The sequence below is a fragment of the Pseudomonas gingeri genome, assembly GCF_013385635.1.
In the GTDB taxonomy this organism is placed as follows: Bacteria; Pseudomonadota; Gammaproteobacteria; order Pseudomonadales; family Pseudomonadaceae; genus Aquipseudomonas; species Aquipseudomonas gingeri_A.
Genome location: NZ_JACAPR010000002.1, coordinates 36,546 through 55,694 on the forward strand (window position 1 = coordinate 36,546; position 19,149 = coordinate 55,694).

Annotated in this window: 11 protein-coding genes; 4 read left to right on the plus strand and 7 right to left on the minus strand. The window is 64.9% G+C overall.

Translation table 11 applies throughout. The annotated features are described in order from the left end of the window. Window position 1 precedes the first annotated feature (1 nt). Window positions 2-2,386, plus strand: a complete 2,385-nt coding sequence (locus HX851_RS01585; protein ID WP_177064719.1) for a hypothetical protein — start codon at window positions 2-4, stop codon at window positions 2,384-2,386. Window positions 2,387-2,392: 6 nt separating this feature from the next. Here HX851_RS01585 and HX851_RS01590 read toward each other — a convergent pair whose 3' ends face one another. Then, window positions 2,393-3,361: a LysR family transcriptional regulator gene (locus HX851_RS01590; protein ID WP_177057131.1), complete on the minus strand. Its 969-nt coding sequence runs from the start codon at window positions 3,359-3,361 to the stop codon at window positions 2,393-2,395. A gap of 128 nt (window positions 3,362-3,489) precedes the next feature. Here HX851_RS01590 and HX851_RS01595 point away from each other — a divergent pair, with 128 nt between their 5' ends. Then, window positions 3,490-4,839, plus strand: coding sequence for a cation:dicarboxylate symporter family transporter (locus tag HX851_RS01595; RefSeq protein ID WP_368670253.1), 1,350 nt, complete (start codon window positions 3,490-3,492; stop codon window positions 4,837-4,839). On the opposite strand, the gene HX851_RS01600 is transcribed toward HX851_RS01595, so the two are convergent. From HX851_RS01600 to HX851_RS01620, 5 genes are all read right to left on the minus strand, one after another. Further along, the gene (locus HX851_RS01600; RefSeq protein ID WP_177064722.1) at window positions 4,799-6,646 is read right to left on the minus strand and encodes a peptide transporter; all 1,848 of its coding nucleotides are present in this window, start codon (window positions 6,644-6,646) and stop codon (window positions 4,799-4,801) included. The genes HX851_RS01595 and HX851_RS01600 overlap by 41 nt on opposite strands. Window positions 6,647-6,913: 267 nt before the next feature. After that, window positions 6,914-8,437 (minus strand): argininosuccinate lyase, encoded by a 1,524-nt coding sequence (locus tag HX851_RS01605; RefSeq protein ID WP_177064724.1) that lies wholly within the window; start codon window positions 8,435-8,437, stop codon window positions 6,914-6,916. Further along, window positions 8,424-12,320, minus strand: coding sequence for a beta strand repeat-containing protein (locus HX851_RS01610; RefSeq protein ID WP_177064726.1), 3,897 nt, complete (start codon window positions 12,318-12,320; stop codon window positions 8,424-8,426). The genes HX851_RS01605 and HX851_RS01610 overlap by 14 nt, the downstream gene beginning before the upstream one ends. Window positions 12,321-12,330: 10 nt before the next feature. After that, window positions 12,331-15,363 carry a ShlB/FhaC/HecB family hemolysin secretion/activation protein gene (locus tag HX851_RS01615; protein ID WP_177064728.1) on the minus strand — a complete coding sequence of 1,011 codons (3,033 nt, stop codon included), beginning with the start codon at window positions 15,361-15,363 and terminating at the stop codon, window positions 12,331-12,333. Window positions 15,364-15,448: 85 nt separating this feature from the next. After that, window positions 15,449-16,498, minus strand: coding sequence for an alpha/beta hydrolase (locus HX851_RS01620; RefSeq protein ID WP_177057126.1), 1,050 nt, complete (start codon window positions 16,496-16,498; stop codon window positions 15,449-15,451). A gap of 235 nt (window positions 16,499-16,733) precedes the next feature. Between HX851_RS01620 and HX851_RS01625 the strand changes: the two genes are divergently transcribed. Further along, window positions 16,734-17,414, plus strand: coding sequence for a GNAT family N-acetyltransferase (locus tag HX851_RS01625; protein ID WP_177064730.1), 681 nt, complete (start codon window positions 16,734-16,736; stop codon window positions 17,412-17,414). Window positions 17,415-17,423: 9 nt separating this feature from the next. Here the strand turns inward: HX851_RS01625 and HX851_RS01630 are convergent, their stop codons facing one another. After that, complete coding sequence (locus HX851_RS01630; protein ID WP_177064732.1) at window positions 17,424-18,287, minus strand: CAP domain-containing protein; 864 nt, start codon at window positions 18,285-18,287, stop codon at window positions 17,424-17,426. A gap of 192 nt (window positions 18,288-18,479) precedes the next feature. Between HX851_RS01630 and HX851_RS01635 the strand changes: the two genes are divergently transcribed. Continuing rightward, complete coding sequence (locus HX851_RS01635) at window positions 18,480-19,100, plus strand: cell wall hydrolase (RefSeq protein ID WP_177064733.1); 621 nt, start codon at window positions 18,480-18,482, stop codon at window positions 19,098-19,100. Window positions 19,101-19,149 lie beyond the last annotated feature (49 nt).

Consider the following 19,149-nt stretch of genomic DNA (forward strand, 5'->3'; position numbering starts at 1 on the left):
TGTGAACAACGTTTTCGATCCCCGCGAAGCCGGGCACTACATTGCCCCGCAAGGCCTGTATGAACGCAACAAGCAGCGGCCGTTCCTGGGCCATGTCAACTGTGATCGCAACACCCTGGTGGCCGGTCAGTGGGACGAGATCACCCTGGTCTACGAGGTGGGTGGCAGCGGCCTGGCCGATGGCGCCTGGCTGAAACTGGCCTTCAAGTTCTACTCCGACTGGGCCTTGTTCCAGACCTCGAATCCGGCCGGTGCCAACTATGTCAGCGCCGAGTACCAGGCCGGCGAACTGGTGCCGGGCCAGAGCCGGGCCACGGTGCAGCACCTGAAGGTGCGTTTCGACCAGAAGGGCCACGAGCGGCCGTTCCAGAAGGCGATCATCATCGATATCGTCGACGGCTACCTCAATCCCGGTGACCGGGTCATCATCCGCCTGGGCGATCGTCGCCAGGGCGGGGCGGGCACGCGGGTGCAGAGCTTTGTCGAGAAGGACTTCCGTTTTCGCCTGTTCATCGATCCGCTGGGCAGTTCGAAATTTGCCGAGGTGCCGGGTGACCCGCTGCTGGATATCGTTCCGGGACCGGCCCATGGCGTACAACTGATCGTGCCGCGACTGGTCAGCGCCGGCGAGGCGTTCGACGTGCTGCTGCGGGTCGACGATGCCTGGGGCAATACCTGCCGGCAGTTGCCGCTCGATGGCCTGCTGACTCTGGACGGTCCGGACGGCGAGCAGCGCCAGCAAGCGTTCCGCCTGGCGAATGAGGGGTGGGCGATTGCCCGTTTGGAGGGGTTGGCCTTCGATACGGTGGGCGAGTGGCGCTTGTCGGCCCAGGTGCACGGTCCCTTTGTGCACGGACCTTTTGTGCGCGCGGCCCAGGCCTTTGTCACGGTCGACCCGGCCGGCAGCGGCTTGCGCCCGCTGTATGCCGACCTGCATGTGCATTCCGACGACACCGTGGGCACCAACGACACGCTCTACAACCTCAGCTACGGCCGCGATGTGGCCGGGCTCGATGTGCTGGGCTACACCGCCAATGATTTCAATATCACCGAGCAACGCTGGGACCAGGCCGTCAGGCTGATCCACGAACTCAACGAGGCGGGCCGATTTGTCTGCTATCCGGGGACCGAATGGTGCGGCAACTCCTGCGCCGGTGGCGACCGCAACGTGGTGTTCCTGCATGACCGCAAGCCGGAATTCCCCTTCGATAACCAGGGGCGGTTGGTACGCTCCTTCGAATGGAACGAATTCACCGCCGGCACCATCAAACCGGGCGCCTGGCCGGTGGACGAGCTGTACGCCGCCTATGCCAAGGACCCCGAAGGCCATCTGATGATGCCCCATGTCGGCGGGCGTCGCTGCAACCTCGACTGGCACCATCCGGAACTGGAGCGGCTGATCGAAGTCGGCTCGGCCTGGGGGCAATTCCACTGGGTCTATGCCGAGGCGTTGCAGCGTGGCTATCGGGTCGGTGCGGCGGCCAACAGCGACGAGCACCAGGGTCGCTGTGGCGGCGGTGTCCCGGCCACCGCGGTATTCGGTTCCCGCGGCGGACTGACCGGCGTGCTTGCCGAGCGTTTCGACCGTGTCAGTGTCGGCAAGGCGCTGCGGGCACGGCGGACGTTCGCCACCACCGGCGAACGCTCATTTGCCAGCCTGCGCGAGGGCGAGCACTTCATGGGCGAGGTGTTCAACGCGCCGGCCGATGCGCAGCTCGACTACCGCCTGCTGGGTGACGCGGGCTGGGAACAGGTCGACCTGTTCGATGGCGAGCGGTTGATCTGGTCGCGCAACCTGCACCAGGAACTGGGCTTTTCCGAGCAGCGCATTCGCCTGCGCCTGGGCGGCGCACGGATCAAGGATCGTTATCGGGGGGCCTACTGGAGCGGCGAAATCCGCATCACCGGTGCGCTCATCAACGGTTTTCGTGCCCTGGGGCTCGATCATCCGGAGCAGACGGTCTGGCGCAAGGACGCGACGGTCCTGGCCTTTCGCACCGATACCAATGGCGACACCGACAGCCTGGAGATCGATCTGTCGCAACTGGCCGGTGCGACGCTGGAGATCCGCAGCCGCATCGACAACTACATCAAGGTCGGCGATCCGTCCGAGCCGCAACCTTATGTGCACGCGCCTGCGGTCCTGATCCAGGTGTCCGGGGAAACGCTGCTGGCCCAGTCACAGGTGATCGAGGAACTGCCGGGGGCGGAGTTGAAGGTCTCCCTGGAGCGGACCACCGCCGCGCCGCTGCCCCGCGAACTGCAAGGGCGCATCGGCCTGGCGCAGCTGAAGCTCGATCCGGGTCGTGAGCATCCCTTGTTCATCTGTGCGCGGCAGCGCGATCAGTCACGGGTCTGGACGTCGGCGCTGTTCCTGACGTTGTAGTGCGACTCAGGGGCGGGGGAGCTGTTCACGGCGGAACTGGCGCCCCAGGTCCTGGGCCAGTTCGATGAAGTTCTGCCGGGTCGGGTCCTGGTCCTCCGTACGCACGATCAGGGTGATCGGTGCCACCAGCCGTGGACTGGCTTCGCCGATCCGACAGTAGACGACGCTGTGGCGATGGAAGCTGCGCATGGACGCTGGCACCACCGAGATACCGGCACCGGCGGCCACCAGATTGATGTTGGTCAGCATGCGCTCGATTTCGAAGGCGATCTTCGGGGTGAAACCGGCGCGCTCGCAAGCCTCCACCAGCTTGGCGTACATGCCCGGCGCGCCATGGCGGCGTACCAGGATAAACGCCTCGTCGGCCAGGTCGCCGATGGCAATCACCGGCATGGCGTCGATCTCGTCCGGGCTCAGGCCGTTGACCAGGACATCCGCCGGCAACAGACGGTGGCCCACCGGCAGCACCAGCAGCATTTCCTCGTTGAGCAGCCGGTACAGGGTCACGCCCCTGGGCCGGCTCACCGGCGCACGCAGGATGCCCAGGTCCATGCGCCCCAGGTTCACTTCATCGGTCAACTCTCCGGCATTGCCTTCGCTGAGCAGCAACTCGACATTCGGATAGAGCCCGCGATAGGCGCGGATCATACCGGGAATCAACGGGTGGGCGGCGGCCGAGCTGGTGAAGCCGATCGACAGCTTGCCTTCCAGGCCCTGGGCGGCCCGTGCCGCGCGTTTCGAGCCCTCGTCGACCCGGTTGAGAATGGCCCTGGCTTCTTGCAGGAACACCTGCCCGCCGGCCGTCAGGTCCACCCCCTTGGGGTGCCGTTTGAACAGGTCGAAACCCAGTTCCTTTTCCAGCAGGCGGATCTGGTTGCTCAGGGGCGGTTGCTGCATGTTCAGGCGCGCGGCGGCACGGGTGAAATGCAGTTCCTCGGCGACCATCAGGAAATAACGCAGGTGTCGGAGTTCCATGGGGCTTCTTATGTTTTGAGTGGCGTGTACCGCCCGTGCCGTTTAATTGCCAATGCCGTTTGAGGGCACCTTCGGATGGCTTCGATTGTAGCCGTAGCCCCCTCGCGCAGCCATGTGAGAAATCAGGCGTGAGTGCGGGCCCGGATGCCAGTACCATGGGCGAGGATCGACAGGCGACGGTGCGGCGAATGGGGTTGGGGTTCTTCAAGCGAGGCGTGGTACAGATTCTGATCGCAGTCGCCTGCGGCATCGCCCTCGGCCGCTGGTACCCGGCGCTGGCGGTGGAAATGCGTCCCCTCAGCGACGGTTTCGTGCGTTTGATCGGCATGCCCATCAGCCTGCTGGTGTTCGCCCTGGTGGTCTCGGGCATCGCCGGCATGCGCAGCCAGGCCCAGGCGGCCAAGATCGGCGGCAAGGCCTTGCTGTATTTCGCCTTGATGACCCTGCTGTCGCTGCTGCTGGGCGTCGTGGCGGCCTTGCTGCTGCATCCGGGCAACGACCTTGGACCGGGGTTTGCGCTGGATGAACTGTCGAGCCTGACCTCGTCGAGCGAATATTTCCTCGCCCAATGGCGGCAGTGGCAGTTCACCGAGGCCACGCTGGCGACGATCCCGAGCAGTTTTTTCGGCGCCTTCGCCCAGGGCAATATCCAGCAAGTGTTGTTGCTCGCCCTGGTGTTCGGTGTCGCCCTGGCCTGGAGCGGTGAACGCGGGGCACCGGTACGGCGGATGATCGAGCTGTTGCTTGAATTGTTGTTCAGCCTGATGAACCTCATTCTCAAGCTGGCGCCCCTGGCGGCATTCGGCGCCATCGCCTTCACCATCGGCAAGTACGGGGTCGGCTCGATGGTGCCGTTGCTCAAGTTCGTCGCCTGCCTGTATCTCGCCAGCGTGGTCTTCATCGTGCTGGTCCTGGGGCTGGTCAGCCAGCTCGCGGGTGTCAGTCTCTGGCGCCTGCTGCTGTATGTGAAGGATGAGCTGGCCCTGGTGCTGTTCACCACATCTTCGATTGCCGCGCTGCCGGGCCTGATCGCCAGGATGGAGCGCCTGGGCTGCTCTCCGGCGGTGGTGCGCCTGGTGATGCCGGCGGGGTATTCGTTCAACCTCAACGGCACCAACCTGTACCTGGCGGTGGCGGTGATCTTCCTCGCCCAGGTCCAGGAGGTTCCCCTGAGTCTTGCGCAATTGGTGATGCTGGTACTGGTGGCTTCGCTGACGTCCAAGGGCGCCACCAGTGTGACCGGCTCGGCCTTTGTCGCCCTGACCGCCACCCTCAGTGCGCTACCGTTCCTGCCCACCGAAGGGGTGGTCCTGCTGCTGGGCGTCGAGCGGCTGATGAAATGCCGCTCGCTGACCAATGCCATCGGCAACTGCGTGGCCTGCGTGGCCATTGCCCGTTGGGAGAGCGCCCTCGACCGCGAGGTCATGCAGCGTGAACTCAAGGCGCCGTTTTCAGCAGGTCCGACAGCGCCTGACTGAGCGCCTGCGGGCGACCGCTGAACAGCCGCTGCAGCGCCTCGGGACGTTCCAGCTGGCGATAGAGCGCCTCGCGCTCGGCAAAGTTGCCGGCCAGGCGGCAGGCCGCGCGGATGTACTCCTCCAAGGTATGAGTGATGGTCCAGTCCGGCAGGCCGACCCGGCGGAACAGCCCTTCGTCGATATGCTCGAACACTTCCGGGCCGGTCTTGCAGATACCGGGCAGGCCCACGGTCAGGGCGTCGATGATGCCGTTGGTATTGCCGAAGGGCAGGGGGCTGAGGAACATGTCGCACTGGTTGAAGATCGCCAGGTAGTCCTGGTACGGCTGATGGGCATACACCACCGCCTGCGGCACGTACCGCTGGATCAGCCGGACCACCTGCGGATAGAGCAGGCCCTGGGCCTGGCCGATGAGGAAGTGCAGGCGCACTTCGCGACCATGGAGTTGCGGCGTCAGTTCGACGATCTTCTGGCAGGCCAGGAGAAAGCGCGGGTTGAGTTTCATGGTGGTGGCCGCGATGGCGACGTGCACCACTGCCGAGTCCTGGCGCTGATGCTTGGGCAGCGCCACCACATGGGCCGAGGGACGATAGGGCTGGCCGTCGGCGGGCAAGCGCAACAGCCGTTCGCTGAAGCAGGCCGGGTCACCGATAAAGTCTTCTTCGACACTGATGTAGTCGATATGCCGCGAGCGGGTGGTCGCCGGATGCCCGAGGGCGGCGACCTGCAATGGCGCCAGGCGCAGGTTGCTGGCGAACAGGGTGATCGGGAACATGCCGACGCTGGGCATGTAGAACACCTGGGGTGCCCATGCCTGCGCGACGCTCCTCAGCTGGCGCAGGCAGGCATAGAGATCGTCGGGCTCGTCGAAGGCGACAAAGTGGTCGAAGACTTCGCGACCGGCATCGTCGACATTGGCCTGATAGCCGATGGCGACCAACTGGAAACCCGCGCGGGCGGCTTCCAGGGTCCTGGAATGGGTGCGGTAGATCGAATGCCCGGCGGAAAACCATTCCAGCAGCACCAGCATCACCGGTTTGTCGGCGTTGGTGGGACGCGGCGTCGTGGTCGGCAGGTCGAGGATGTCCGCCGCGGCGAGCTTGCGCTCCACCAGGCGATTGATCGAGGCCTTGATGTCATGGCGCTGGGGCAGGTCGGCGTAGCTGCAATGCATGTAGGCATCGTGCAGGATACCTACTGGCAGGGTGTCCAGGCTGTCGATCTCCTCCAGTCGGCTGGGCAACCAGGCCAGTAGCGCCTCGCGCTTGGAGTGTGCGGCCTGGGTGCCGATCAGTCGTGGTGAGAGCAAGGCCATGAACAACGCCGCGGCGATATCGCGGTTCTGCCGCCAGAGCAGTTCGACGTCCAGGGGCACTTCCGATTCCGCCGAGTAGAGCACGCAGAACTTCACCAGGTCGGCGCTGTTGACCTGGAAATCATCGGCGGTCGGTCCCAGGGTATTGAGCGATTGCAGCAGGTGGTCGGCGTTGACGAAGGCGCTGGCCGCGAACAGTGACGACAGCCAGCGCTGGAAATGGATCAGTTGCCCGAAGCCATCCGGGCTGATGCGAAAGCCGGGGTCGGAGAACAGCGCCGAGATGGCGCTGGTCAGGCGGGTCAGGGCATGGGCCTCCAGCTCGGCGGCGGGCAGGGCCGGCGATACCGCCAGGGAAAAGGTGTTGGACAGTTTGCCGTAGTGGCGGTCGATCAACAGCAGCAGGCGCACCAGCTCGCGCGCCGCGGCTTCATGGTTGCGGGAGTAGCAGAGGAACTCGAAGTGCTCCAGCGAGTAGTTGTCTTCGGGCATCGGGTGGGCCTTTGGTGAAAGAGCGTGTATTTGCCAGTGCTGTGGTGGCTGCCGGGGCCTCTTCGCGGGCAAGCTCGCTCCCACGGGATTTATGTGGAGGCACCTGTTGCATGGTCCAGGACTCCTTGGGGGCCCTTCGCGGGCAAGCCCACTCCCACAGGATTGTTGCGTACCTCTGTGGGAGCGGGCTTGCCCGCGAAGGCGGCCTCAAGGGCTCCGGCAAGTTCGAGGATCATCCCCCGAACCTGCCGGCGCCGCGATCTACTCTTAACGCCCCAGCGCAAAAAACGCCTTGTCCAGATTAGCCGAAGCCATCGCCAGTTTCTGCTTCTGCTCCTTGACCCAGTTTTCGTCGACGCCGAGGCTGGCCTGTTCCGCCGCCAGCATGCGATCGACTTCCGCACGCTGCGGACCGCCGAGGCCCTTGCTCGACTCGATCATATTCTGCGCGGTCAGGGATTTGCGGAACTGCGCCTGGGTCAGCGGGAACTGCACATTCTGCATATCGAAGGCCTTCAGCGCTTCGCCGTAGATCTTCTGGACCTCGGCAAAGGGGATGTCCGCCGGCTTCATCTTGTTGGTGCGCCCGTAGGTCACCAGGTCCGAGGCGAAATGGTGCCCGACGCGGAACGGTACATTGGATTCGCGCTGCAGGATGTCCGCCAGCTCGGTGGTGGTGGAGTAGTCGGCATCGATCTCCTGGAGGGCCCGGGCCTTGTCGATCTGCAGGTTGCTCATCAGGTCGGCAAGCATCTGGAACGAGCTGGCCGTCAGGTCCAGGGTCTTTTCCACCTGGTCGCGCTTGTAGTCAGGCATGCCCGGGGTGACGTTGTGCGCCTCGAACTGGTAGGTCATGGCGCCGCCGACCACATCGCTGGCTTGCAGGCGCAGCAGGTTCAGGCCGTAGGGGTTGCGCTTCTGCGGCATGATGCTGCTGGTGCCGGTCAGGCGGCCTTCGGTGATCATGATCCACGGGTAGGGCTGGTGGTACTGGGTGTGCATGTCCTGCACCAGGCTGCCGATGGTGGCCGCTGCATTGCTGCAGATGCCGGTCAGCTCCATGCCGGTGTCCAGGGCGCCGAGCTGCGCGGCGTCATAGGAGTTCTCCACGGGGCCATCGAAGCCCAGCAGTTCTGCCAGTTGCTTGCGGTCCACCGGGAAACTCGATGTGCCCAGGGCGCCCGAGCCCAGCGGGCTGAGGTTGAGACGGGCATAGGCCTGGCGCAGGCGCTCGGCATCGCGGTCGAACACCGCGCTGAAGGCCAGCAGGTAATGGGCGTAGGTGGTCGGCTGGGCCTGGACGCCGTTGGTATAGGCCGGGACCAGGGTGTCGCGGTTGTCCGCGGCCAGCTTGAGGAACACCGCCTTGGACTTGTTCATCGAGTCCAGCAGGCCCAGCACGCGCTCGCGCTGCATCAGGCGGCGGGTGGTGGACAGGATGTCCTGGCGGCTGCGCCCGGAGTGCATGCGCGAACCGTCGGGGCCGGCGATGGCGAGGATCAACGGTTCGTACTTGAGGTAGTCGGCCGGCCGTTCGGCGCCCGGTCGATTGCCGTCATTGATGACCTGCTCGACGGCCGCGACGATCTTCTTGCCCAGGTCCGCGGGCACGATCTTGTTGTCGATCACCATCACGGTCGAGGCCTTGTTCATTTCCCCGAGGAAATAGAAATAGTCGTGGGGCTCCTTGGCATCGGCGGCGTTCCCCGCGCCCATGGCCAGCATCAGCAACGGTCCGAGGGCCAGCCGGCCGAGACGGAACGGAGGGCAGGTCGGCTTAAGGTTTTTCATGGTCGTGGGGTCTCTCTTCACGGTTATCGAATGGGTTGGCAATAGAGGCCTGGTCGAAGCGGGCCAGGTCGATGTGCGGTTGATCGCGCAGGCCATCGAGGGGCGTCAGGCGACTGTGGTCCTGCAGTGGGCGGGTCCAGAGGCTGTCGCTCATGGTTCGTTGCATGGCATCGCCGGCAGGGGCGGCCGCCGGGTCGGTCAACAGGTTGCTGATCGTGCCGCCCTGGCGGAACACCACGGCACCGTTGCCGCTGGCGGTAAAGGTGGTGACATCGGTGGTATGTCTGATAAAGCGCCCGGCGGGCGATTCGGTGCTGACCAGCACACCACCGTCGGCGGCCTGCAGGCTGTTGTTGCCGCCGTCGAAACTCAGGGCGTAGCCGCCGGCGCTGTAGCCGTCGAGGCTCAGTTGGCCGTTGCCGCCGGTCTGCATCAGGGTGTAGGCGCTGTTGCTGTTGCCGACGATGGCGATCCCCGAGTTGCTGCCGTCGGTACGCCCATTGAGACGCAGGTTGCCGCTGCCCGAGAGCAGGCTCACGCCGTTGGCCGGGCCGGCCGAGGCGGCGCGGATGAAGATCCCGGCCTCGCCCGCCGCGCTGCTGCTGCTGCCGGTCAGGGTCAGGTCGCCGCTGACGGTCGACAGGGTTGCCGAGCTGGCGTTACCGGAGGGGTACAGGCTGATGCCGTTGCCGTAGGTGGAACTGCCGGTCAGCGACACCGAACCGCTGCCGGTGGCCTGGATCCGGTTGATCCCGGTCGCCATGCCGATGCCGTCGGCGTAGCCGCTGCTGCCGCGCAGGACCAGTCGGCCGTCGTCGACGCTGACCAGCGCCCGGCCGTTGCCGTAGAAGTCGATGCCATTGCCCTGGTCGGCGGCGCTACCGTCGAGGGTGATATTGCCGTTGCCGTGGGTCTGGATGATGTTGGTCACGCTGAGGATCGCGATACCGTGGTCCAGTTCGCCACTGTTGGGTGAGTGGAAGTTGCCGAGCAGGCTGATATTGCCGCTCCGGGAGGTGATGCTGTTGGTCGAGGCGATCCCGCTGCCGCCCAGGGCGATGGCGTCCGAGGTGCCTACCGAGTCGCCGCGCAGTGTGATATTGCCCGTGGTGGTCGAGACATTGACACCCTGGGAGCCGCCCGTGGAGTTGAAGAATATCCCGTAGCCGCCAAAGCTGTTGGTGCTGTTGCCGCTGAGCAACAGGTCGCCGCTGGTGGTCGAGAGGTTGACGCTGGCATTGCTGCCTGAGGGCGCGAGATCGATGCCGCGCCCCGAAGCGCTGGTGCCGTCCAGGGTCAGCCGGCCGCCTTGGGTGCTGACATTGATCGCCCCATAGGCGCCGCTGGCGTCGAAGAAGATCGCCCGGAACGAGCCGCTGGTGTTGTTGATCACCGTGCTGTTGGCCGTCAGCGTGACGTTGCCGGCGCTGCTGCCGATGTTGATCCGCGAGCCCGGCGTGGCGGCACTGCCGCTGCCGGAGCTGACCAGGGCCAGTGCCGGCGTGGTGCCGCCCGAGGTGTTGCCCGATACGTTGATATCGCCGTCGCTCAGCAGGTTGATCGAGGACCCCACACCCGTGGCGTTGAAGATCGTGCCATAGGAGCCGCCGCTGTCACCGCTGACCAGCAGCTTGCCGCCGGCCGTGGCCTGGAGGTTGACCACGCCATTGCCGGAGGCCGACAGGTTGACGCCGCGTCCGCTGGTACTGCTGCCATTGACCGTCAGGGTACCGCTGCCGACCCGGACGTTCTGGGTGGAGCCGGCGGCGGTCGAGCAGATCAGCACGCCCTGGCCGGATGTCGCGCTGCCGTTGAGGGTGACATTGCCCGAGCCGGTGGCGGCGATGGTGTTACTGGTGCTGAAGATCCGCGTGCCGTTGCCGCTGCCCAGGTTGCTGCTGTCGATACGGATCGAGCCGGTGCCGCTGGTGACGATCTGGCTGCCGCCGGTGAGCACGAAGGCATCGCCGGTGCCGCTGGTGCTGGCCTGGTTGGCGACGATGGCGATGCTGCCGCCGCCCGCATCCAGCAGGCTGGCGCCGCCGATCTGCACCGCGCCGGCGGTGGAGCCGCTGGCCAGGGTCGCGGAAGTGGCGCCGCGAATCAGGATGTCGCCGCCGCTGGTGAGCAGTTGGCTGTTGTTCAGCGAGACGCCGAAGCCGTTGCTGACGTTGGTGCTGGCAAAGGATCCGGTAGGCGAGGCCGCGCCGCTGATCGTCAGGTTGCCGCCGTTGGTACGGATGGTGGCATTGCTCAATTGCACCGAGCCGTTGCCGCTGTTGTTGAAGTTCGACAGCAGCGAGACGTTCAGCGTCTTGCCGCTGGCGTTGCTGATGCTGGTGTTGGTCATCACGATATTGCGATGGGCCTGCAGGGTCAGGCTCGCGTTGCCGACCGCCTTGACGTTGTCCAGCACGTTGATATCGCCGGACGTACCGCCCACCGAGGTGGTGTAGACGAGGATGTTCGCGCCTTCGGAGAGCGAGGCGTTGAGGGTCGCCGAGCTCAGGTTGGAACTGGCCGAACCGCTGGAGGTGAATGGGTTGCTGCTGGTGGCACCGGAACTGGCGCCGCTGGTGATATTGATATTGAACGGATCGATCAGCCAGGTGCCGCCGATACCCGAGGCGGCGCTGAGGTTGACCACGCCGAAGGCGTCCAGTGCATGCCCGGAGGTTTCCGCCAGGCCGCCTTTGCCGGTCTGGCCGGCACCGGTGACACTGATATTGCCGTAGAACCGGGTGCTGTCCTTCGACCAGAGGATCACCTTGCCGCCGTCGCCGCTGTTCAAGGCATCGGCGTGAATGCTGGCATTGCCGTCCATGTAGGTGGCGTCGGCCTGGTGCAACGGGCCCGTGCCCTGGAAGTCACCGCCGACCAGTACCTGGCCGCCGCCGGCAGCCCCCGAGGCGTCGATCCGCGTGCCGTCGTACAGGCCGACATACTGGCCGGTCAGGGTGACGTTGCCGCCGGTTTGCCCCGGGTTGCGCCCGGACACGTCGAGGCTGCCGCTGTTGGCCACGACACCACTGTCGCCGCCGTCGAGGATGATAGTGCCGTTGCGCTGTTGCAGGCTGGTGGCTTCGATGACGCCGCTGTTGTTCACCACCTCGTTGAGCATCGAGTTGCTGGCCCGGGCCGACAGCATCACGCGGCCGCCGTTGGCTTGCAGTGCGCCGCTGTTGACCACGCTGGCGTTGAGCGCCGGGTTGTCCACCGCCATGTTGATCAGGCCGTCGCCGTTGAAGTCGAGGGTGACTTTTTCCCCGGCGCCGAGCATCACCGAGCCGAGCTTGGCGACCACCGTGCCTTCGTTGCGCACCTGGCCCCCGAGCAGGGCGACGTAGCCGCCATCGGCGGCCTTGATCTGGCCCTGGTTGATCACCGTGGCGCTGCTGCCGTTACCTTCGAAGAGGTTCTTGCCGGCCATGAAGTTGGCGTCGGACAGGTTCAGGGTACTGGCCACCAGGCCACCGACATTCACCGCCGAGCCGGCGCCGAACAACACGCCGGACGGGTTGATCAGGAACACCTGGCCGTTGGCGTTGAGCTTGCCGAAGATCTGCGAGGCATCGCTGGACAGCACGCGGTTCAAGGCCACCGAGGAGGCGCCGGGCTGATTGAAGTTGACCTGCGCGGCGCTGCCGATATTGAAGGTGTCCCAGGTGGTGGACAGGCGGTCGCTGGTCTGGTTGACGTTGAGGACATTGCCGCTGCTGCTGATGCTGCCACTGCCGGCGGTGATATGACCGTTGCTCGGCAGCGCATTGGGGTCCAGGGCCCAGGCCGACAGGGGCACCAGGCTGTAGACGGCGGCGAAGATCGCCCAGCTCAGCGGGCTGAGCATCGGGCGGGTCATTCCTGGGGTCTTGTGCGTCTTCATGGTCGCCTCCTCAGAATGAATAGTTGATGCCGGTGCCCAGGGCACTGATCGTGGTCCCGGTCCCCGGGGAGTAACCGGAAGCCGCGTAGACCCCGGAAATCGCGAAGTTGTAGTTGGCCAGCGAGTTGTTCTGCAGCAGCACGTACTGGCTGAACAGCTCGGTCTGCTTGTTCAGCTTGTAGGAGAAGCCGACCGCGTATTGGGTGGCGCCCATGCCATCGGTGGAGCACTCGCGGTTGTTCCCGGAAATCATCGTGCACTCGCCCGGCAGGGCCTTGGCGTAGCTGGCGCGCAACTGCAGTTGCTTGTTCACGTCGTGGGTCAGGCCGACCATCCAGGCCTGGCGGCGATAGCGCGAGACGTCGGTCGAGGTGTTGCTGGTGTTGATCACGCCATCTTCGGAATAGGAAAGGTCGTCGGCGATCAGCGAGACCTTGGTCGCCCCGAAGTCGTAGGCCAGGCCGTAGCGCAGGCTGAAGTCGTCGGACGAGGTGCCGGCGGTCACATGGGTGTTGCTGCCCACGCCCCGGGCATTGCGGCCGATGCTGGCGATACCGAAATAGTTGACGTGTTTTTCGTAGGCGGCGATCGCCGTGAAGCCCGCATTCTCATAGGTCAGGCTGCCGCCGTAGATATAGCCCTCGTCAACGTCCGGCGCGGCTTTCTCGCCGTTGTTGGAGTACGCCAGCTTCATTTGCAGGCCATGCCACTGGGGAGTCCAGTAGGCGAACACGCCGGACTGGCGACGGTTGAACGCGGCGTCGTCGTTGTTCGATTCCGAGGCGGTGCCCACCGGGCCGCTGTTACGCGTGATGCTGGTGCTGAAGCCGGGCGAGCCGATGATGTTGTAGTGGGCGGCGCTGGTCCGACCGTGGAAGGGGTCGAGGCCGGTCATGCTCTCTTTCATCGGCATATCCCAGATGCCGTAGAGGAAGGTCCCGCTGTCCGGATTGGCCAGGGCCACGCCGGTGTTGCGCAGTTGGTTGTGGGAGGAGCTGTCGTCCGGTACCGACACATCGCTGTGGTCGGCATAGTTCAGCGACAGGCCGTATTCCAGTTGCCAGAGAAAGTCCCAGTCGTAGGCCAGGGGAATCCCGCTATGGGCACCGATATAGGAGACGTTGTCACGTACACGGGTGAAACTGGCCATGTTGCGTCCGTTGGCGGTGGCCAGTTTGCTCTGGTCGGCCACACCCGCCGGTGCGGCGCCATGGCGGTCGACGTATTCGGGCACGAGGCCGACGGAACCGTAGAGGATGAAATCGGTCGAGGGCTCTTCGAAGTCCTCGCCCTTGCCGCCGATATCGCTGGCGAGGCCGACGAAGGCCTGGGGCGAACCGGAAATCGACAGCCAGAAGCGCCGTGCCTCATGGGGATCGGCGGTGGGCGTGGCGCCAGGGGAGAATGCCAGGCTGGCGTTCATCACCACATCCTTGTGATAGACGTTCAGGCCGACGCCGTAGCCGTAGCGGCTGAGCTGGTTTTCACTGTTGTCCCAGGGCTGCTTGTTCACCGTGACCCGACCGGCGTCGGCGAACAGCGCGGCTTCGACCTGCGAGTCGGCGAAGCGGCCCAGGTACTTGCGCAACTCCAGCCGGCCGAGCACGCCCTGGTCACCGGCGGCTTCGCCCACCGGGTAGGCGCGTACGCCATCGGGGCCGCCGAGGCTGAGCTTTTCCGACGCGTCGAGGTTCTTGTCGGCGTATTGCCCGGTGATCGAGCCGAGCAGGGAGAAACCGTTGCCCAGTTGCTGCAGGCGGCTGAAGGAGATGTTGGCCTTGGTGTAGTCGCCGGCGGCGCGGGCGGTGACCCGGTCGAGGGCGGCATCGGCGGCGGTGTCCTTGTTCAGGGTGCCGCGCCCGTAGCGAAGGCTCCACAGGTTGCTGCCCAGCCAGCCGTCGCGCCAGTCGCCGTAGAGGCTGATGCTGCGGAAGTTGGCCGACTTGCTGACCTGGGTCGCCGCGGTACGGTCTTCGAAGCGCCGCCATTCGTCCGCCAGGGACAGGTTGATATTGCTGTTGCGGCTGCGCAGCAAGGAGCTGGTCAGGTAGACCGTATCGATGTCCGCCGAGCCGCTGGCCTGGGCGTCCTTGAGTTCCTTGCCGATCTGGTAGTCCAGGGTGGCGTGGTTGAGCCCGAGGGAAACACCGCTGGCACCCAGCGGTTGCAGGTAGCCGATACTGCGGATGCTCAGGCCTTCCAGGGAGTTCTGGGTATTGAGGGACAGGCTTTCGCCGAGGCCCAGGGCATCGTTGAGGCTGACGTTGGTCGAGATGCGGTTCGAGCCGGTGTAGTAGTTGCCGTAGTTGTCGATGCTGGCGCGGGTGGTCCAGGCGGTCATCTCGGTAATCTTCAGCACGATGTCGGCGGCACCCGGTTGCGCGGACGGGGCGAGAACCGCCCGCACCGAAACCCCGGCGATATCGGACAGGCGCAACAGCACCCGTTCCAGATCGGCTTCGCGGATGACGGTGCCGGGCACCAGGTCGTCGACAAAGCGTTGCTGCATGCCGGCGCTCAGGCGGACATCGGGTGCCGGTTCGGCGCGGACCTTGCCGATCACCCCTTCGCGTACGGCGAGGGCGACGCTGCCGGCCTGGATATTCTGTGGCGGCAGGTAGGCGCGGGCCACCAGGTAACCGTTTTCGCGGTACAGCGCGGTGATGCTGGCGGCGGCGTCGCGCAGGCCGTTGAGGTCCAGTTCCCGGTCCAGGAAAGGTTTCAACTGTGCCTGTAACTGCGCATCGCTGAACGCCTGGTTGCCGCTCAGGGTGAAATGGCTGACCTTGACCTTCAGGGTCGAAGCGGCAGCGGCGGGGCGATTCTGCTCCGTGGCCGGCGCTTCGATCTGCACCCGCTGCCGGGCCGGCGCGGGAACGCGCTCGGACGGACTGAGCTGCGAGCGGTTGGCATCGAACAGGGTGCCGGACGAGGGCAGCGTCTCGGCCTGGGCATGGAGCGTGAGCAGGGTGGCGGCCAGCAGCGTCAACTGGCGACCACGGCAGATCGGCTGCGCAGGGGCAGAAGCACGTATCCGTTTCATGATGAGGGTGGTTCCCGGATTTTTTAATTGTTTTGGGAGATAACGGGATGTTCAGGGGAACGGGGGCGGCCCTGCCGCCCGCTCCCTAGCGCGCCGGAAATAATCGCTCGGCGGTCAGCGGCGAGGTGTACAAGCCGTTGGCGCTGTGACCGATGCCTGGCACCTGGAATTGCGGATGCTGCACCGGGATGTTCCAGTTCTGGCCGAGAAAGCGTTCGTAGGCCAGGTAGTTGAGTTGTCGCTCGACCCGGGTCGCGCCCTGCATGCCGGCGCCGCAGGATTTGTCCATGATCCGGTTGGCCGGATCATTGTCTTTCGAACCGACCAGGTAGGTGACATCGCGACCCGCGTAGCGGCGGAACAACTGCTCGGCGCTCAGGTGCTGGACCTGCAGGTAGGCGGGAGCGGCATCGATCCCGTAGCGATAGCGGTTGTAGCTGGGGCACATGATCGAGACGACCGGGGCAAATCCCTGGGACTGAGGCCGGTTGGCGTCGAAATAGACATAGGTCGACGGGCTGGAAATCACATAACGGATGTCGATACCGGACTGGCGCAGGCTTTCGTCCTGGGGATTGAGCACAGCGTAGCGCTGCATCAACTGGGCGCCGGCGGAGTGGCCGATCAGGGTGATGCGTTTGAGGGCCGGGAAGCGCTGGCGGTCGGCCAGGTAGCGCACCACATCGTCCAGCGCCTGGAACGAGCTGATACCGCCGAGGCCGAAGCCCGAGGGTTCGCCCTGCATCCAGTTGTCCTTGCGCCACAGCGGCAGGTCATTGCTGGCGCGACGATCGGCCTCGGTGAGGAAGTTGGGCGCCAGCAGCAAGGTCTGCTGGTTCGGCAACTGTGCCAGCTTGAGCAGTTTGCGACCGGTGGCGAAGTAGGTATCGGCGTTGCGCTTGACCCCATGGAGGATTACCACCGCCTGCTCGATCCGCGCCTCTGACGCCTGCAGGTCGTGATTGGCAAAGACCACGAACGGATAACGGGCGCCCTGGGGACCGATCTCGATCGTTTGCTGGGACCGGTTGGCCTGCTCCGTTTCCGGGGATGCGCAACCACCGGTCATCAGGGTGCCGGCGACGGCAACAGCGGGCACGAGGACACGTAGCAGAGTAGTGAGGCGAGTGGACATAAGTCTGGCAAACCTTCGCAATGCAGCGGTTCTTTGTTGTTGTGGAACGGATGCTAGCAGGCGTATTTCCATAATAAAAATATCCTGAAAAGACAATCCTGATACTTTATGAATATGCTGTTTTTGAGGCCGGTTCGCTGTCACGTCAATTCAATGGCTCAGGACGCGCTACAATGCCCGCGTCCGGGCTTCTACCTTCCAGCCCGGGCATGCCTTTGCCCGGAGCCGATTGTCGATGTTCACGCTGACCCGCCTGCAAACCCCGCCGCCCGAATCGATCAAGAGCCAGATCCTGCAGATGGTGGTGGATTACTTCACCGATATCAGCATGGTCGCCCTCACGCCAAGCAACCCGCTGTATAACCTGTATCAGTACGGGGTCGGCTACGAGGTGCATCTCTACCTGGATGCGATGGACGGTTCGAAGGGCATTCCGGCGGAGTTGATCGTGGCCCTGGATGACGAGGAGCCGTCACGGGTGCTCGGTTTCCTGCTGTACCTGCCGGTCAAGGACGATGCCCAGGCCTGTGCCGTGGCCTATATGGCCGTGCAGGCCGACCGGCGTCGGCGCGGTATCGCCCGGGCGATGCTGGGGCAGATGGTCGGCCATTACCCTCATGCCGAACTGGCCTGCGCGGTGGGCAAGGTGGCGTATTTCGAGGCGATGGGTTTCCAGGTCCTGGCCGCGCGCGGGCCGCAGGTGGTGATGAACACTCGCGATCACGGCACCGACGGGCTAGTGGCGGTGCTCGACGTGGCGCCGATCTACAACACCCTGGAAGTGCGGCAGATTCATGCCTACCTGTTGCAGCAGCATGGCCGCAAGGCGATGGCCGAGGCCGAGAAGAAGCGCGATCGCCATCTCGACCAGATGGCGCGCCAGGCCAGGGCTCTGGTGCTGGCGCGTCTTGGCTAGGCCACGGGCTTACTGGGTGCCGAACAGACTGGTCCAGTAGATGCCCGAATCGCTCTTCGGGTCGACCGCATAGGCGGCGCCCAGCTCGCGGAATTGCGGGTTCATCAGATTGGCGCAGTGGCCGGGACTGGCAAGCCAGCCGTCGACCACCTTGCGCCCGCTGTCCTGCCCGGCGGCGATGTTCTCGCCGATCCGCTGGGCGATATAGCCCGCCAGTTCGGCCCGGTCTCCGGGGGTATGGCCGTCGCGATCCTGGTGATCGAAGAAGTTGTTGTTCGCCATGTTGCGGCTATGGCTTTCGGCAGTGGTCGCCAACAGCGCGTTCCACACCAGCGGTGAGGTGGCGGCAAAGGCCTGGGTGCCACACTGGCGCGGCTGGGCACGGGCGCTGTTGATCATCTCCAGCAGCTTCTGGCCTTCGGCCTGGCTGTCGCCGAGACGGGCGGTCAGCAGCGGCCGGGCGAGGACGATACGCCACTCGTTGCCCTGGCGGCTGACGCCGATATCGACGAATTGCGGGTCCAGCACCACCCGACAGAAGCTTTCCCGCACCGCCTTCATGGCCGCATTGGCATCGCGGGGGCCGGACAGGCTGATCGCCTGCACATTGACCATCGGATACGCGGCCCGCGCCAGGGCCTGTTGCAGGTCGCCGGCACTGTCCGGCGGCAGGATCAGGCGCGGGTCGGCGGCCAGCGGCGGCAACTCCAGGGATGCCTGGTTGCCGCAGCGCTGCACCTGGCTTCGGTAGCCGTTGATCGACTGCAGCAATTGCGTTTCTTCGCTGGCCAGGGCGTTGTTGCCAACCGTCAGGCCCAGCACCAGGCCCAGCGGCAGTACGACGGAACGCAGGGTGGAAAACAGGACGCGCATGGATATTCCCCTCGAACGGACTGCGCACATGATGCGCGATAGTGCCCCATGGCAGGCAAGCGCTTTTATGTCGGGCAGGTCGGGGAATGATTTGTTCACGTCGATGTCGAATTGGCCAGCGAGCCTCGGATAATCTGCCCGACGCGGCGCGGCGGCATTCCCTGGGCAGGGTTCATTCAACAGGATCGGACCATGCACCCTATCTGGATAGCCGGCTGTCTCGCGACGGCTCTTGCCACGGGGGCGGCTATCGCCGCCGATCCGCAACCGAAACCGGAAGTCGCCATCGACAAGGCGCAGGTGCTGGAGCAGAAAGCCGCTGAAAAGGAGAGCCCGGCGGCGGAACCCAAGGCGCCAACCCTGACCAAGGTCGAGACGCAGGCGGTGGACCCGGCGGGCGACGCGGCGGTGGCCGATGCGATTACCTGCCTGTCTCGGACCATCTACTGGGAAGCCAAGGGCGGTCAGCCGGCCGATATGGAAGCGGTCGCCAGCGTGGTGGTGAATCGCCTGGGGCATGAAGGGTTTCCCGGAACGATCTGCGAGGTGGTCAAGCAGGGCTCCGAGAAGAAAGCCTGTCAGTTTTCCTGGTGGTGCGACGGGCGTTCGGATGAGGTACAGGAGGAGGACCGTTACACCATCGCCAAGGAAGTCGCGCGCAAGGCCCTCAACCAGCAACTCAAGGACCGCACCAACGGCGCGATGTACTTCCATGACCGGAGTGTGAGCCCGGACTGGATCAAGCAATACATCAAGACCGCCGAGACCGACAAATTCCTGTTCTACAAACCTCGGGATGACAAGGCGAAATAACGTCCGGTGCTCCGGCGATAGCGGCCGATCCGTGGAAATAGGCTTAAAT

Bases quoted from the DNA above. Each gene is read 5' to 3' on its own strand.
- HX851_RS01625 (WP_177064730.1), top strand. From the start codon at position 16,734: ATGTTCACGCTGACCCGCCTGCAAACCCCGCCGCCCGAATCGATCAAG.
- HX851_RS01610 (WP_177064726.1), bottom strand. From the start codon at position 12,320: ATGAAGACGCACAAGACCCCAGGAATGACCCGCCCGATGCTCAGCCCG.
- HX851_RS01590 (WP_177057131.1), bottom strand. From the start codon at position 3,361: ATGGAACTCCGACACCTGCGTTATTTCCTGATGGTCGCCGAGGAACTG.
- HX851_RS01605 (WP_177064724.1), bottom strand. From the start codon at position 8,437: ATGAAAAACCTTAAGCCGACCTGCCCTCCGTTCCGTCTCGGCCGGCTG.
- HX851_RS01635 (WP_177064733.1), top strand. From the start codon at position 18,480: ATGCACCCTATCTGGATAGCCGGCTGTCTCGCGACGGCTCTTGCCACG.
- HX851_RS01630 (WP_177064732.1), bottom strand. From the start codon at position 18,287: ATGCGCGTCCTGTTTTCCACCCTGCGTTCCGTCGTACTGCCGCTGGGC.
- HX851_RS01615 (WP_177064728.1), bottom strand. From the start codon at position 15,363: ATGAAACGGATACGTGCTTCTGCCCCTGCGCAGCCGATCTGCCGTGGT.
- HX851_RS01620 (WP_177057126.1), bottom strand. From the start codon at position 16,498: ATGTCCACTCGCCTCACTACTCTGCTACGTGTCCTCGTGCCCGCTGTT.
- HX851_RS01600 (WP_177064722.1), bottom strand. From the start codon at position 6,646: ATGCCCGAAGACAACTACTCGCTGGAGCACTTCGAGTTCCTCTGCTAC.